The 16,621-nt window shown below is 54.3% G+C and carries 12 protein-coding genes and 5 tRNA genes; all 17 read left to right on the forward strand.

The genetic code is table 11. The features are described 5' to 3' along the window. Positions 1-37 precede the first annotated feature (37 nt). The 17 genes from FY046_RS17410 to gshA all read left to right on the forward strand — a co-directional run bounded on the left by FY046_RS17410 (position 38) and on the right by gshA (position 16,579). Positions 38-2,800: a M16 family metallopeptidase gene (locus tag FY046_RS17410; protein WP_171149917.1), complete on the forward strand. Its 2,763-nt coding sequence runs from the start codon at positions 38-40 to the stop codon at positions 2,798-2,800. Beyond that, entirely contained in the window at positions 2,797-4,464 is a 1,668-nt protein-coding gene (locus FY046_RS17415; RefSeq protein WP_133846000.1) for an ABC transporter ATP-binding protein/permease, read from the forward strand. The genes FY046_RS17410 and FY046_RS17415 overlap by 4 nt, the downstream gene beginning before the upstream one ends. Before the next feature lie 141 nt (positions 4,465-4,605). Then, the gene (gene mltB / locus FY046_RS17420; RefSeq protein WP_133845999.1) at positions 4,606-5,685 is read left to right on the forward strand and encodes a lytic murein transglycosylase B; all 1,080 of its coding nucleotides are present in this window, start codon (positions 4,606-4,608) and stop codon (positions 5,683-5,685) included. A 97-nt stretch (positions 5,686-5,782) separates the two neighbouring features. Continuing rightward, on the forward strand, positions 5,783-6,556 hold the full coding sequence (gene tam / locus FY046_RS17425; RefSeq protein WP_167863254.1) for a trans-aconitate 2-methyltransferase: 774 nt from the start codon (positions 5,783-5,785) through the stop codon (positions 6,554-6,556). Between the two features lie 103 nt (positions 6,557-6,659). Further along, entirely contained in the window at positions 6,660-7,154 is a 495-nt protein-coding gene (gene pncC, locus FY046_RS17430) for a nicotinamide-nucleotide amidase (protein WP_167863253.1), read from the forward strand. 94 nt (positions 7,155-7,248) lie between these two features. Continuing rightward, entirely contained in the window at positions 7,249-8,310 is a 1,062-nt protein-coding gene (gene recA, locus FY046_RS17435) for a recombinase RecA (protein ID WP_133845996.1), read from the forward strand. A gap of 211 nt (positions 8,311-8,521) precedes the next feature. Beyond that, the gene (locus FY046_RS17440; protein WP_133845995.1) at positions 8,522-9,064 is read left to right on the forward strand and encodes a regulatory protein RecX; all 543 of its coding nucleotides are present in this window, start codon (positions 8,522-8,524) and stop codon (positions 9,062-9,064) included. Between the two features lie 137 nt (positions 9,065-9,201). Further along, entirely contained in the window at positions 9,202-11,832 is a 2,631-nt protein-coding gene (gene alaS / locus FY046_RS17445; RefSeq protein ID WP_133845994.1) for an alanine--tRNA ligase, read from the forward strand. A 248-nt stretch (positions 11,833-12,080) separates the two neighbouring features. Continuing rightward, positions 12,081-12,266: a carbon storage regulator CsrA gene (gene csrA, locus FY046_RS17450; RefSeq protein WP_004155916.1), complete on the forward strand. Its 186-nt coding sequence runs from the start codon at positions 12,081-12,083 to the stop codon at positions 12,264-12,266. Between the two features lie 360 nt (positions 12,267-12,626). Beyond that, positions 12,627-12,719: transfer RNA gene (locus tag FY046_RS17455), tRNA-Ser, on the forward strand. 4 nt (positions 12,720-12,723) lie between these two features. Further along, positions 12,724-12,800, forward strand: a tRNA-Arg gene (locus FY046_RS17460). A 113-nt stretch (positions 12,801-12,913) separates the two neighbouring features. After that, a tRNA-Arg gene (locus FY046_RS17465) sits at positions 12,914-12,990 on the forward strand. Positions 12,991-13,231: 241 nt separating this feature from the next. Then, positions 13,232-13,308 (forward strand) — tRNA-Arg (locus tag FY046_RS17470). 194 nt (positions 13,309-13,502) lie between these two features. Continuing rightward, positions 13,503-13,579: transfer RNA gene (locus tag FY046_RS17475), tRNA-Arg, on the forward strand. A 375-nt stretch (positions 13,580-13,954) separates the two neighbouring features. Next, entirely contained in the window at positions 13,955-14,521 is a 567-nt protein-coding gene (yqaB, locus tag FY046_RS17480) for a fructose-1-phosphate/6-phosphogluconate phosphatase (protein WP_133845993.1), read from the forward strand. After that, the gene (locus FY046_RS17485) at positions 14,518-14,946 is read left to right on the forward strand and encodes a YqaA family protein (RefSeq protein ID WP_133845992.1); all 429 of its coding nucleotides are present in this window, start codon (positions 14,518-14,520) and stop codon (positions 14,944-14,946) included. Before yqaB ends, FY046_RS17485 begins: the two co-directional genes overlap by 4 nt. A gap of 31 nt (positions 14,947-14,977) precedes the next feature. Then, positions 14,978-16,579 (forward strand): glutamate--cysteine ligase, encoded by a 1,602-nt coding sequence (gene gshA / locus FY046_RS17490; protein ID WP_171149914.1) that lies wholly within the window; start codon positions 14,978-14,980, stop codon positions 16,577-16,579. Positions 16,580-16,621 lie beyond the last annotated feature (42 nt).

The raw sequence follows: 16,621 nt of genomic DNA on the forward strand, positions 1-16,621 counted from the left end.
AGTGCGTGCTTGCGTACTCCGGCACAGGAAAAATGCAATGAAGCAATGGCGTCAATTCAGCGGGCTGGTGGCACTCCTCAGCCTGCTCTTTTCTTTCAGCAGCGTGCGGGCGGCAGAGCCACTCAGCCCGCTGCCTCAGATCACTCAGGGCGTTCTGGATAACGGCCTGCGTTACACGCTGGTGCCGCTCAGTGGCCAGAAACAGCGGGTGGATGTGCGCCTGAGCGTCGACGTGGGGTCGATTGATGAGCAGGACGATCAGTCCGGCGTGGCGCATATGCTGGAGCATATGGTGTTCCGCGCCAGCGCGGCTTACCCGCAGGGCGTTGCGACGCAGCTGCACCAGCAAGGCTGGGTGCGGGCACAACACTATAATGCGATGACCAACTACGAACGCACGCTGTATATGATGAGCCCGCCGGGTGGTGCAAAGGATCTGAACAGCGCCTTTCAGGCATTGAGCCAGATGGTAGGCCATGCGCGCCTGACGCAGCGCGATCTTGATGACGAACGTCGCATCATTCTGGAAGAGTGGCGCGGCAAGTTGGGTGTGGCAACACGGATGAACCAGCAGCGCGTGCAGGCTATTCGTCACGGTTCGCGCTACCCGGAACGTCCAACTATTGGCACTGAAGCCTCGATTCGGACAACGCCTGCCAGTACCCTTCAGCAGTTCTATCAGCGCTGGTATCACCCCGGCAATATGCGCCTGCTGATTATCGGTGATTTTGCACCGGCTGAGGTGGCCGCAGAAATACACCGGGCCTTCGCCACACTGCCTGCCGGCACTGTCCCGGCACGCGATTATTATGAGCCGCCGCTGAAACCGCAGTTAAAAGTGGTACGTCTGCAAGACAGCGAGAGCGGCAGCAGCCAGGTGTCTTTGGTGCTGCGTTTTAATCCCGGACAAACCACGCTGCGTGAGCGGCTGACCAGCCAGATTGCGCTGTCAGCCTGGAGCCGCCAGATGCGCCGTCAGAAGTCTGATCTGCCGGTGGAGGTCAGCAGTCTGGTGGTGCGGAAATCCGATATCGGTAAAACGACCCAGGCGCTGGGCCTGTTTGCCGATGTGATGCCCGATGGTCATGCCGCCGCGCTGACGGTGCTACTGCGTGAGCAGGAGCGTATGCGGCGCTATGGCTTGAGTGATGTGGATATTGCGGCAGTGAAGCAGGATATCCGCGACGTCGCTCAGCGTATGGCGGGCAAAGAGGAGCAGCGCGAGTTTGCCGACTGGGTGCAGCAGATTGCGACCGTCTGGGCACAGGACAAGCCTTATACCGGCAGCCAGCAGCGCGGCCGTCAGGCGCTGATGCTGTTAGACAGCATTGATAATCAGCAGGTGAATGCACTGTTTCAGCGCTGGTTAAGTCTCCCGGACCGTCTGGTGCAGTTCAGCGTCCCAGGGCTGACGCCTTTCACTCTGCCGACGGTTCAGGCTGTTTTACGCCAGGAGCAGCAGTTGAAAAAGGCGCCGCTGGCAGCGCCAGAACGCAGCGTGGATCATACCGTGATGGTGTTGAACGCTGTTAAGGCGCGGGGGGCACGTACGGCGGTGAAAACCTGGCCCGCGCAGCAGGTGGAGCAGTGGACACTGAGCAACGGCGATCGCCTGGTCTGGCTGCGTACGCCGCTGGCAGGAGATAAGGTCTGGTTATCCGGCAGCAGTGTGGCTGGCTTCCGTTCACAGGGGCTGAACCCGTGGCAGGCGCAGCTGGCGGCACAGTTGGTGGGTCAAAGTGGCCCGCAGGGCTGGCAGAGTGAGCAGCTACAGGCGTGGAAACAGCAGCGATCGCTGTCACTGTCCGTTTCTCAGCAGGCTGAAGCATTGCAGTATTCCGGCCAGAGTTCGCGGAGTGAGCTGGAAAATCTGCTGGCGCTGAGCCATGCGCTGCAGGTTGAACCGGGTATTGATACCCGCATCATGAAAGACAATATGATGCGTCTGGCCCGTCAGCAAACAACGCAGAGACAAACGGTACAGGATAGCCGTGCACGACAGATCCGTCTGTTGCGCTATGGTCAGCCAGGGTGGCAGGCACCGGATGCACAAGCGTTAAAGCAACTGGAGTCCACCACCTTACTGCAGCAGTGGCACATCACGGCATCGGCCCCGGTCACCTGGTATTTACTGGCTGATATGCCATCTGAACAACTATTGCCACTGGCAGAGCGTTATCTGGCTTCCATTCCGCGCGCGCCGATGAACGCCACCGCGCCTGAGTTGCCGCGTACAGGGCGTTTTGATGCCCACGTGGCGGTGAATATCGAACCCCGCGCCGAGGTCAAAGCCTGGAGCTTTACGCCCGTCAGCTGGTCGCCACAGGCCGCCGTGCAGGTGAGTATTGCGCGTAATCTGGCGAATCAGGCGCTGAAAAACAGCCTGCGTGACGATGCGCTGGGGATTTATCGCCTGCAAATGAACAGCGAGCTGTCGGACCTGCATCAGCGTATCGAAACGGAAGTGACATTTACCAGCTCCCCGCAGCGGGCGCAGGAGTTGTGGCAGCGGGCTGAACAGGTGCTTGCGCAGCTTCCAGAACAGATCACTCAGCAACAGGTGGATGAACAAAAACACCTCTTTATCCGTGCTGAAAATGCCCGTAAGCAGGATATCACCACGCTGCAACGCCGCCTGGAACTCAGTTATCGCCACTTCGACGATCCGCGTTATCTGAGCGACGTGGCACAGCTCGCCGACAGCATTACCCTGGCGGGCGTGCGTGAGGCCGCGGGTCACCTGTTGAGTGCCGATAACCGGGTGCTCCATATTTCTCTGCCGCAGCAGGGTAAACCGTGAAGAGGGTTGCCGAACAATTCTGGGCGCTGTGTCGGCCCTTCTGGGGTAACCGCCGCAGCTGGCAGGGCTGGCTGCTGATTGCCGTGATTGTGGCGATGGGGGGGACCATCGTCTGGCTTAACGTACTGTTTAATAGCTGGACGAAAAGCTTTTATGACGCGCTGGGGGCGTATGACAGCGGCCTGCTCTGGTCGCTGATCAAAGATTACTTTGTCTATATCGCGATTTATATCGGGGTGTTTGTCTATCAGGACTGGTTTACTGAGCTACTGATTATTCGCTGGCGTACTGCGCTGACGTCAGAGCTGGTGGACAGCTGGCTGGCAAAGCGGGCGTTCTATCGTATGTCGCTCACCGGAAATACCGACAATCCCGATCAGCGTATTGCGCAGGATGTGGAGCTGTTTGTCGATAAAACCGTCAGTCTTACGGTCAATTTCCTCATCGTAGTGGCGCAGCTGTTCTCGTTTGTCATCATTCTCTGGCAGCTCTCCGGCGTGCAGCATTTCACGCTGTTGGGTCGCGAGTGGGTGATAAAAGGCTATCTGGTATGGGTGGTGCTGATTTATACGCTGGTGGGCAGCCTGGTGACGCATCTGATCGGGAAAAAATTGCACGGTCTGAACTACCATAAACAGAAGGCGGAAGCCGATTTCCGCGCCTCGCTGCTGCGTAAGCATGACCATGCTGAACAGATTGCACAGTATGGTGGTGAACAGCAGGAAAAACGCCACCTGACGCGTAATTTTATAGCCATTGTGCAGAACTGGCGCTCACTGATGAATGCTAAGCGTAACCTCGGTTTATTTACCACGGGCTATATGCGCATCAGCCTGATTGTCCCGGTATTTGCTGCTTTGCCTGTATTTCTCAGTAAAGCGGTGACGCTGGGCGGATTGATGCAAATACGCAGTGCCTTTGGTCAGGTACATAGTGGCCTGAGCTGGTTTATTCGTATGTACCATGAGCTGGCGCTGTTGTCGGCCAGTATGCAACGTCTTTCCCAGTTTCGGGCGGAAATCCAGGCGCACCAGACGCAGCAGGCACCGCCACCGACGGGGCCAGCGCTGAACGTCCGCGATCTCTCTTTGACTACGCCGCAGGGGCAGCCGCTGATGCGTAATGTGGTATTGCAGTGTGTACCCGGTAGCTGGAGCAAGCTCTCTGGTCGCAGCGGATTGGGCAAGTCGACGTTGTTGCGTACCCTGAACGGCTTGTGGCCTTATTACGATGGAGAGTGGCAGGCACAGGAAGGGCGCAGTTTGCTGCTGCCGCAGCAGAGCTATCTCGGGCAGGGGACGCTGGCGGAGATTCTCTGCTATCCGCAGCCACCGTTGCTGGATAGCGCATTCCTGAGGGATGTGCTGGACAAGGTCGGGTTGTCGGCCTGGTGTGACAAGCTGGCGGAGCAGCAGAACTGGGATCGGGTATTTTCCGGCGGTGAACGCCAGCGGCTGGCGTTTGCCCGTGCGCTGATTGCCCGGCCTGATACTCTGTATCTGGACGAGGCAACCAGCAGTCTCGATCAGGGGGCTGCCCGTCAACTGCTTACGCTTGTCCGCGCTGAACTGCCGGGGACAACGGTGGTGGCGATCACCCATCAGAACGAGCTGGATGATCTGTTTTCGCAGCACCAGGATCTCAGCGTCTTCCGCCAGGCGTGATCCTCTTTTCTCCTCTGCCTGCCCGGGCAGGGGAGATTTTCACACCAATCCCTTATCAGGTTTGGTAAATCCGCTTAACTCCTCCTCATCAATGCTTTACCATCTGTTTCTGACACTATTAAACGGCAATATGGATATCTAATGCGTTATCTGGTTTCGCTTCTCCCTGTCCTCGCATTACTCACCGCGTGTAGCAGCCAGCCGAAGACGGCCCCGGCTGAACCTCATGGCAATCCGTTTAAAGGCAACGGTGGATTCCTGCTGGAACCCTCCCACAGTGGGGCCGTATTGGGTGGCGATTTTGCCAATAACCAGGCTGCCAATGCATTTATCGACAAAATGGTGCGTAAGCACGGTTTTGAACGCGAGCAGCTGCACAACGTGCTGGCTCAGGCGAAGAATCTCGACTGGATTGTCCGCCTGATGGATCGTCAGGCGCCAACCCCCACGGCGCAGGGACCGACCGGGCCAAACGGCGCGTGGATGCGTTATCGCAGCAAATTTATTACCCCGGATAACGTGCAGAACGGCGTGGCATTCTGGAATCAGTATCAGGACGCCTTGCAGCGTGCAGAGCAGACCTATGGTGTGCCACCGGAAATCATTGTTGGCATTATCGGCGTGGAAACCCGTTGGGGCCGCGTGATGGGGAAAACACGTATTCTTGATGCTCTGGCAACGTTGTCCTTTAACTACCCGCGCCGAGCTGAATACTTCAGCGGTGAGCTGGAAACCTTCCTGCTGATGGCACGTGAAGAGGATGATGACCCGCTTGATCTGCGTGGCTCGTTTGCTGGCGCAATGGGCTACGGCCAGTTTATGCCTTCTGCGTTTAAGCAGTACGCGGTGGACTTCAACGGCGACGGGCATATTAACCTGTGGGACCCGGTTGATGCGATTGGCAGCGTGGCGCACTACTTCCAGGCGCACGGCTGGCTGACTAACGGTACCGTTGCCGTGGAGGCCAATGGTCAGGCGCCCGGTCTGGAAAGCGGGTTTAAAACCCGCTATACCGTGGCTAAACTGGCAGAAGCCGGGTTGTCACCGGTTATCCCTCTGGATAATAACCAGCAGGTCAGCCTGTTGAAATTCGATATGGGGACGCGTTACCAGTACTGGTACGGCTTGCCGAACTTCTATGCCATTACCCGTTATAACCACAGCAACCATTATGCGATGGCGGTGTGGCAACTGGGGCTTGCGGTGAAACAGGCGCGCTAAACACGGCTTAGTATTTTGACGCAATTTTGTTATTTATCGCAGTGGTAGCCAGGTCTACAGTAGACCTGACTGCCACTTCATCCCTGAGCGAGGAATAATGAAAGACTGGAACCCCGATCTTTATCGTCAGTTCGAAGCTGAACGCACGCGCCCGGCGCAGGAACTCCTCAACCGTATTCCCCTCTTATCCCCCGCTTATGTCACTGACCTCGGCTGCGGCCCGGGTAACAGCACTGAATTATTGCATCAGAACTGGCCTGAGGCTCAGGTGACGGGCCTTGACAGCTCACAGGCGATGCTCGATCAGGCGCAACGCCGTCTGCCGGACTGTAAGTTTACGCTAGCGGATATTCGCCACTGGCAGGCAACGCCGCCGCAGGATGTCATTTATGCCAATGCGTCACTTCAGTGGCTGACCGATCATCCGGTGTTGCTGCCTCATCTGGTGACTCAGCTTGCTCCTGGCGGGGTACTGGCCATACAGATGCCGGATAATCTTGACGAACCAAGCCATCGTCTGATGCGTCATGTGGCAGAACGTCCGGCCTGGCAGGCGAAAACGGACCCGCAGGCTGCGGCGCGTAAACGCCTGCTGTCGACCGATGACTATTATGATCTGCTGACCACAGCCGGTTGCCGTGTTGATCTCTGGCGCACCACTTACTATCACGTGATGCCGTCGCCACAGGCGATTATCGACTGGCTGCTTGCAACCGGATTACGTCCGTATCTCGCCGCGCTGGACGACGCGGAGCAGGCGTTATGGCTGGCAGACTACCATGCTGAGATCGCCCGCGCGTATCCGCCCCGGCAGGATGGCAATCTGCTGCTGGCCTTTCCGCGTTTGTTTCTGGTGGCGCAGAAAGTCTGATAGAAAGCCTGGAAGCCGCGCCGCAAAAACGGGTTTCGACGCCGCGTGAACCCGGGAAAAGTGCTACTCTCTGGCTCTTCATTATCAGGGAGCAGAGAGCACGATGACCGATAACGAATTAATCCAATTGAGTACCCGTGTTGGCGAGCGTTTGCTGGCACGCCATGCCAGTGTTACCACGGCTGAGTCCTGCACCGGGGGCTGGATTGCCAAAGTGCTGACGGATATTGCGGGCAGCTCAGCCTGGTTCCAGCGCGGTTTTGTGACCTACAGTAATGACGCCAAGCAACAGATGATCGGTGTGACGGAAGCCTCGCTGACGCAGTTCGGCGCGGTCAGTGAGCAGGTTGTGCAGGAAATGGCGCAGGGCGCGTTGCGTGAAGCCGGGGCGCAGTACGCTATCTCGGTCAGCGGGATCGCCGGGCCGGATGGCGGCAGTGACGAAAAACCTGTGGGTACCGTCTGGTTTGGCTTCGCTTCTGCCAGCGGTGAAGTGCTGACGCTGGTGCAGCGCTTTAGCGGCGACCGTGAGGCCGTTCGTCGCCAGGCAACAGCCTGGGCGCTCCAGACCTTGCACGATCATTTTCTCAAAAATTAAACTTGATACTGTATGACCATACAGTATAATCAGCGCATATTTTAGAGACGAAGCAGCATCTACGTGTGCTTTACCCGCATGATTAGGAGTAAAAATGGCTATCGACGAAAACAAGCAAAAAGCACTGGCAGCAGCGCTGGGCCAGATTGAAAAGCAATTTGGTAAAGGCTCCATCATGCGCCTGGGTGAAGACCGCACTATGGATGTGGAAACCATCTCTACCGGTTCTTTATCACTGGATATCGCGCTGGGGGCCGGCGGCCTGCCGATGGGCCGTATCGTCGAAATTTATGGTCCAGAATCTTCCGGTAAAACGACGCTGACCCTGCAGGTGATTGCTTCTGCGCAGCGTAAAGGTAAAACCTGTGCGTTTATCGATGCCGAGCACGCACTGGACCCGGTTTACGCCAAGAAATTGGGCGTGGATATCGACAACCTGCTGTGTTCTCAGCCGGATACCGGTGAGCAGGCGTTGGAAATCTGTGATGCGCTGGCACGTTCTGGTGCGGTTGATGTCATCATTGTCGATTCCGTGGCGGCACTGACGCCGAAAGCGGAAATTGAAGGTGAAATTGGCGACTCTCACATGGGCCTTGCGGCACGTATGATGAGCCAGGCGATGCGTAAGCTGGCCGGTAACCTGAAAAATTCGGGTACGCTGCTGATCTTCATCAACCAAATTCGTATGAAAATTGGTGTGATGTTCGGTAACCCGGAAACCACCACCGGCGGTAACGCTCTTAAATTCTACGCTTCTGTCCGTCTGGATATTCGCCGCATCGGCGCGATCAAAGAGGGCGATGAAGTGGTGGGCAGTGAGACCCGCGTTAAAGTGGTGAAAAACAAAATCGCAGCGCCATTCAAGCAGGCTGAATTCCAGATCTTGTACGGCGAAGGTATCAACGTCTTTGGTGAGCTGGTTGACCTCGGCGTGAAGCACAAGCTGATCGAAAAAGCGGGTGCCTGGTACAGCTACAACGGTGACAAAATTGGTCAGGGTAAGGCTAACTCGGGTAACTTCCTGAAAGAAAACCCGGCTATTGCTAACGAAATCGAAGCAAAGCTGCGTGAAATGCTGCTGAACAATCCGGATGCCAAGCCTGATTTTGTTCCTGCACCGCATGAAGCAGAAAATGAAGTCAACGAAGACCTCTGATTATCGGTAGGGGTCGATGAGATTCGGCCCGCTGTACCAGAAGGGAATCGCAAAAGCGGTTCCCTTTTTTCATTGTGTAACGACGGGTTCCACCCGAAACGTATAAACCCGCGACTTATCCTCCTCTTTCTGCGCATTTTCCTCGCAAGCACTGCCATCAGACGTTACCCTTGATCACCTGTTACATTGACTCAACGCTGTGTGGGGCACTATGTCAGAGACCACTGAACGAACCCGGCACGCGAAACTGCTGGAGCGGGCAATGCGTATTCTCGCAATGCGCGATCACAGTGAAGCAGAATTTCGCCGCAAGCTGGTTATTTCAAGCGAGCGCGCTGCCCAATTCGCTAAACAACAGGGCGAGAAACAGCAGGGTGCTAAACAAGAAACATCCCCAGAGCCGCTGGCCCCGGAAGAGATCGACCGTGTTGTCGAATGGTGCTACCAGCATAACTGGCTGGATGATACCCGCTTCGCTGAGCGTTATGTGGCAGGGCGAAGCCGTAAAGGTTACGGGCCGCAACGCATTCGTATGGAGTTGGGGCAGAAGGGGATTGATAAAACGCTGATCGATGAGACGCTGTTTGCCGCAGAAATTGACTGGCAAGCTCAGGCTTTTATGCTGGCTGAACGTAAGTTTGGTCTGCCCCTGCCATCTGAATGGAAGGAAAAAGCGAAAGTGCAGCGTTATCTGATGGCTAAAGGCTTCTTTATGGAAGATATCCGGTCAATTTTCGAGAATTTTGATCATTGACCGTCGATGGGATTTTACTTCCCCCTGAAGAAAATTTATCTTATTCACCACTTTTTGTTCGTGTGTCGTCGCTGGCGAAAGCAATACCGGCGTAGCAAGACCCACGAAACGTTCGTTAGCGTGATTCCAGGACAAATATGAGCAAGAGCACTGCGGAGATTCGTCAAGCGTTTCTCGACTTTTTCCAGAGCAAGGGACATCAGGTTGTAGCCAGTAGCTCCCTCGTCCCGAACAATGACCCGACGCTGTTATTCACTAACGCCGGGATGAACCAGTTTAAAGACGTTTTCCTTGGTCAGGATAAGCGCAACTACTCCCGGGCGACGACCTCGCAGCGCTGCGTGCGCGCCGGTGGTAAACACAACGACCTTGAAAACGTAGGTTACACCGCCCGTCACCATACTTTCTTCGAAATGTTGGGTAACTTCAGCTTTGGCGATTACTTCAAAAAAGAAGCGATTGCCTTTGCATGGGAGTTGCTGACCAGCCCCGAGTGGTTCGGTCTGCCTAAAGAGAAACTGTGGGTGACCGTGTACGAAACCGATGACGAAGCTTACGGCATCTGGGAAAACGAGATCGGTGTACCACGTGAGCGTATTATCCGTATCGGTGACAACAAAGGTGGCGCCTACGCCTCTGATAACTTCTGGCAAATGGGCGATACCGGTCCATGCGGCCCGTGCTCTGAGATCTTCTTCGACCACGGCGATCACATCTGGGGTGGCCCTCCGGGTAGCCCGGAAGAAGATGGCGATCGTTACATTGAGATCTGGAACATCGTCTTTATGCAGTTCAACCGTCAGTCTGACGGCACGATGCTGCCACTGCCGAAACCTTCCGTGGATACCGGCATGGGCCTGGAACGTATCAGCGCGGTCCTGCAACATGTGAACTCCAACTATGAAATCGATCTGTTTGCACAGCTGATCCAATCAGTTGCACAAGAGACTGGAGCCACCGATCTGGGGAATAAATCCCTGCGCGTGATCGCTGACCATATTCGTTCCTGTGCGTTCCTGATCGCTGATGGTGTCATCCCGTCCAGTGAAAACCGGGGTTATGTGCTGCGTCGTATCATTCGTCGCGCAGTACGTCATGGCAACATGCTGGGTGCAGAAGGGACATTCTTCTACAAGCTGGTGGCTCCGCTGATCGCCGTGATGGGTGCGGCTGGCGAAGAGTTGAAAAATCAGCAGTCGCTGGTTGAGAAAATCCTTAAAACGGAAGAAGAGCAGTTTGCGAAAACGCTGGAACGCGGTCTGGCTTTACTGGATGAAGAGCTGGAAAACCTGGAGGGTGATACGCTGGACGGTGAAACCGTCTTCCGTCTGTACGACACCTTCGGTTTCCCGGCTGACCTCACTGCCGATGTGTGCCGTGAGCGTAACCTGAAAATTGATGAAGCCGGCTTTGAACAGGCGATGGAGCAGCAGCGTCAACGTGCACGCAGTGGCAGTGGTTTCGGGACGGACTACAACAACGTTATCCGTATCGAGCAGGCGTCAGCTTTTAAAGGCTACGAGCAGTTAGCGCTGAATGCGGCGGTGACCGCCATTTTCGTTGACGGACAGGCGGCGGATGAAATCCGTGCCGGTCAGGAAGGGGTGATCGTTCTTGACGAAACACCATTCTATGGTGAATCCGGTGGTCAGGTAGGTGATACCGGTGAGCTGAAAAGCGAAAAGGGTGCCACGTTCACGGTTAACGACACACAGAAATACGCACAAGCGATCGGTCATATCGGTAAACTGGCTTCCGGCCAACTGCGTGTAGGCGACCGCATTGCGGCTCAGGTCAATGAAACTCGTCGTGCACGCATTCGCCTTAACCACTCGGCAACGCACCTGCTGCATGCTGCGTTGCGCCAGGTTCTGGGCGACCATGTCGCGCAGAAAGGCTCTCTGGTTAACGATAAGTACCTGCGTTTTGACTTCTCGCATTTCGAAGCGATGAAGCCGGTTGAAATTCGTCAGGTCGAAGAGATCGTCAACGCCCAGATCCGTCGTAACCTGCCGATTGATACCAACATCATGGAACTCGAAGCGGCGAAAGCACACGGTGCGATGGCGTTGTTTGGTGAGAAGTATGATGATCATGTGCGTGTGGTTGGCATGGGCGACTTCTCTACCGAGTTGTGTGGTGGTGTTCACGCCAGCCGTACCGGTGATATCGGTCTGTTCCGTATTACGTCAGAGTCGGGCACTGCTGCAGGCGTACGCCGTATTGAAGCCGTGACCGGTGAAGGCGCACTGGCGCAGGTTTACAGCCAGAATGAGCAGTTGCTTGATATTGCTCACCTGGTGAAAGCCAATAACAGTAATTTGAATGAAAAAGTTCGCGCGCTGATTGACCATGCACGCGGGCTGGAAAAAGAGTTGCAGCAGTTGAAAGATCAACAAGCTGCGCAAGAAAGTGCCTCACTGAGCAGTAAAGCTATTGCGTTGAAGGGCACCAGGCTGCTGGTCAGCGAACTGAGCAACGTTGAGCCTAAGATGCTGCGTACGATGGTCGATGACCTGAAAAACCAGCTTGGCTCTGCGGTTATCGTGCTGGCAACCGTCGCTGATGGCAAAGTATCCCTGATTGCCGGGGTGACTAAAGACCTGACCGATCGCGTAAAAGCGGGCGAACTGGTGGGCGAGTTGGCTCAGCGGGTCGGTGGTAAGGGTGGCGGTCGACCGGATATGGCTCAGGCCGGCGGTACAGATGCGCAGGCGCTGCCTGCGGCTCTGGCTGGCGTTGAGGCATGGGTGGCTGCAAAACTGTAACACTATAAAAATGTATCGTGGAGAAGCGCTCAGGCCCCTCTGGGATGGGCGTTTGTTCAAGCGATACGCCCCTGTAATCATAAAGTCAGGTTGATGATCTGGTTTTCGGCTAAACTAAGTATCAGCAGAATGTATTGGCAGACAGGTGCGCTATTGGTGTATTTGTCATAATCTACATTTAGCGTTATACGATGGATAATGCCGGGAAGCACGTAACCCGACTCTTTTAATCTTTCAAGGAGCAAAGAATGCTTATTCTAACTCGTCGAGTTGGTGAAACCCTCATGATCGGTGATGAGGTGACTGTAACTGTGCTGGGAGTCAAAGGTAACCAGGTACGTATTGGTGTGAACGCCCCTAAAGAAGTTTCGGTGCATCGTGAAGAGATCTATCAGCGCATCCAGGCCGAAAAGACTCAGCAAACAAGTTACTAACGGATCCAGCGCCTCGCTCCCAGTAGCGAGGCGCTACCGGTTTTCGCCCCCCTTTATCTATCTCCTGTTAGCTTTTTCCCCATTTATCCCCCATTTGCATCATTCTTTTGCCAGAATTTTTCTGCTGTGCTCATTTTCGTCGTCGTTGTTTCACCTGAAATTCGCGGTATTCTTTGTTGATAAATCACTCTTTTTGTCGTCAAAGTGGTCGACTTGCGTGGCTTTTGTGCAATCAGACGCGAGTGATGAAAAAAGGGGGAGAAATTGTTTGACTTACAACGCCCAGAAAGTAATATGTGCGCCACGCAGTGCCGATGAGCAGATACAACGTTCTGAAGCACAACTCGAAAGAGTGCTAGTGGTGAGGTGGCCGAGAGGCTGAAGGCGCTCCCCTGCTAAGGGAGTATGCGGTCAAAAGCTGCATCCGGGGTTCGAATCCCCGCCTCACCGCCATTTTGCATCCATAGCTCAGCTGGATAGAGTACTCGGCTACGAACCGAGCGGTCGGAGGTTCGAATCCTCCTGGATGCACCATATTCTTTAAGGCTGCTTAGTGCGGCTTTAATTTTGGGTAGTACCGATGCAGCGTTAGCAGCCCTGCGTCATGGTGAGTAGTCAGCACCCTGCGTTATACAAGAATTAGCAATGCATCCATAGCTCAGCTGGATAGAGTACTCGGCTACGAACCGAGCGGTCGGAGGTTCGAATCCTCCTGGATGCACCATATTTAGTAAGAGTGGGAAGCACCTCTGTACTGGCATGTTGTAGAGCAGTAAACGCCAGCACAAAGCAGGATAACGTCGCTTGCGACGGCCCGTCAGGGTGAGGCGAAGCCGAATAATCCTCCTGGATGCACCGTTCTCAACGAGTGGTCGTGATTTTCTTCAGTATCTCCTCAGGTTTGTCGCTTTACCTCCCCCAATAGCGTTAACGTGCAGAGTAAACTACTGCATAGCTTTACCAATGCATCCATAGCTCAGCTGGATAGAGTACTCGGCTACGAACCGAGCGGTCGGAGGTTCGAATCCTCCTGGATGCACCATATTTTGTAAGATTAAAAGCACCTCTGTACTGGCATGTTGTAGAGCAGTGAACGCCAGAACAAAGGAGGATAACGTCGCTTGCGACGGCCCGTCAGGGTGAGGCGAAGCCGAATCATCCTCCTGGATGCACCCTATTTTGTATGAATGGGAAGCACTCTATTCTTCACTACACAGCGTCATACGTTTTACCAATGCATCCATAGCTCAGCTGGATAGAGTACTCGGCTACGAACCGAGCGGTCGGAGGTTCGAATCCTCCTGGATGCACCATATTTTGTAGGATTAGAAGCACCTCTGTACTGGCATGTTGTAGAGCAGTGAACGCCAGCACAAAGGAGGATAACGTCGCTTGCAACGGCCCGTCAGGGTAAGGCGAAGCCGAATCCATCCTCTTGGATGCACCATCTTTTACAAGATTAAAAGCCCCTTTGTACGGGTAACACCATTACTCCTTTCTGCACTTTTCTCAAAATCCTTCTTACGAATTACTCACTTAACTCAAATTAACCTGCGCTTTATCTCACGCATTTATCTGATAATCAAAATCCCTATATTTTTCAAAGCATTTGCTGATCCATGCCAACAGCGACAACGAGGGTGCTTTTACGCTAAAGTAATCGTTCCGTTATCAGAATGGATGCGAGAATGTACGATGCTTATGACGGCCTGATATTCGATATGGATGGCACCATCCTCGATACCGAGCCAACACACCGTAAAGCCTGGCATCAGGTGCTGGGGCAATATGGCATGACCTTCGATGAAACGGCCATCATTGGCCTGAACGGTTCGCCAACCTGGCACATTGCGCAGGTGATCATTGCCAGCCAGCAAAGCGATCTTGATCCTTACCGGTTGGCCGAAGAAAAGACGGCATTACTGAAAACGATGCTGTTCGACAGCGTACAGCCATTACCGCTCATTGATGTGGTGAAGGCCTATAAAGGGCGCCGTCCAATGGCGGTAGGCACCGGCAGTGAGCATGCAATGGCGGTGGGGCTGTTACAGCATCTGGGGCTACTGAATCACTTTGATGCCATTGTCGGAGCAGATGATGTTAAACGCCATAAGCCAGAACCTGATACATTTCTGCGTTGCGCTGAATTGATCGGCGTACCCGCTGCACGCTGTGTGGTGTTTGAAGACGCTGATTTTGGTATACAGGCGGCACGTGCGGCAGGTATGGATGCGGTGGATGTCCGTCTGCTGTGAGTGAATGGTTAGCTTACGGTTCGATGTTTGCCAGTAGCTTTTTGAGCGCCACGTTATTGCCGGGGAGTTCTGAAGCGTTACTGGTGGGGTTACTGCTGGCGGGGAAGGTTTCTGTCACGGCATTGATCCTGATTGCCGCACTGGGAAATACTCTGGGTGGTTTAACCAACATCGTTATGGGTCGCCTGCTTCCATTAAAAAGTCAGGGGCGATGGCACAACACAGCAACGGCGTGGCTGCACCGAATGGGGCCTGCTGCGCTGCTTTTTAGCTGGTTACCAGTGATTGGTGATCTGCTATGCGTTCTTGCTGGCTGGCTACGTTTCGCCTGGCTGCCGATGGTGATATGTCTCGCTATCGGTAAGACCCTGCGTTATCTGGTGCTGGCAGCCGCAACACTACAGGGCATGGAATGGTGGCATTGATTCGCTTTAAGGCGGCGCTACGGTTAACATTATGCTGAACAATAATAAATTTTTCTCTGAGCGGGAGGTCAATTTGATCCCGGACGTATCACAGGCGCTTTCCTGGCTGGAAGCTCATCCTGACGCACTTAAAGGTATTGGTCGCGGCATTGAGCGCGAAACGCTGCGCGTCAGGCCGGATGGCCATCTTGCCACTACCGGACACCCAGCTTCTCTTGGTTCAGCTTTAACACATAAGTGGATTACCACTGACTTTGCCGAAGCATTATTAGAATTTATCACGCCGGTCCATCAGGATATTGATCATCTGCTGGCATTCTTGCGGGATATCCATCGCCATGTCGCCCGTGAGTTAGGCGAAGAACGTATGTGGCCGATGAGCATGCCATGCATGATCGCTCCCGATCAGGATATCGAGCTGGCGCAGTATGGTCGTTCGAATATTGGCCAGATGAAAACACTGTATCGCCAGGGTCTCAAAAACCGTTACGGCGCGCTGATGCAGATTATCTCTGGCGTGCATTATAACTTCTCACTGCCGCTCTCCTTCTGGCAGGAGTGGGCTGGGGTGAAGGATGCTGAAAGCGGAAAAGAGGCTATCTCTGATGGCTATCTGCGCCTGATCCGTAACTATTATCGCTTTGGCTGGGTGATCCCGTATCTGTTCGGTGCTTCACCGGCGATCTGTTCCTCATTCCTGCAAGGCAAGGAGAGCGCACTGCCGTTTGATCGCAGTGATAAGGGAATGCTGTCACTGCCGTATGCGACCTCACTGCGTCTGAGCGATCTGGGCTATACCAATAAATCCCAGAGTAATCTTGGCATCACCTTCAACAATCTTCCGGACTACATTACTGGTCTGAAAGCGGCGATTAAAACACCGTCGGAAGAGTTTGCTGCGATGGGGGTGAAAGATGAAAACGGTGACTGGTTACAGCTGAATACCAATGTATTGCAGATTGAAAACGAGCTGTACGCGCCGATCCGACCAAAGCGTGTGACACGTTCTGGCGAGGCACCTTCGGATGCACTGCAGCGCGGTGGGATTGAATATATCGAAGTCCGCTCACTGGACATTAATCCCTTCTCACCGATTGGTGTGGATGCGAACCAGGTGCGGTTCCTCGATTTGTTCCTGGTCTGGTGTACGCTGGCCGATGCGCCTGAGATGAACAGCGCTGAGCTTGCCTGCACACGTAAAAACTGGAATCGAGTGATCCTTGAAGGGCGCAAACCCGGTCAGACGATCAGCATGGGATGCGAAGAGTCGCAGCATTTGCTGGTTGATGTGGGCAAGGCATTGTTCAGCGATCTCCGTCGCGTGGCGGAAACGCTCGACAGTCAGAGTGACGAACATCATTACCAGGAAGTTTGTGACCGACTGGTGGCATCATTCGACGATCCCGATCTGACCTATTCCGCGCGATTCCTGGATATTTTAAAAGAGAACGGTATCGCGGGTGCCGGGCTGGCCCTGGCCGAGCAGTATCGTGCTCAGTTAAGCGAAGAGTCACTGGAAGTGCTGACCGAACAGCAGTTTAGCGATGAAGCGCAACGCTCGCAGGATAGTCAGCAGGACATTGAAGAAAGTGATACGCTTGACCTTGAAACCTTTTTGAAAGGTAAGAGCTAAGCGATACAAAAGAAAAAGGCCACATAACTGTGGCCAAAATTC

The sequence above is a fragment of the Erwinia sp. 1181_3 genome, from assembly GCF_052824965.1.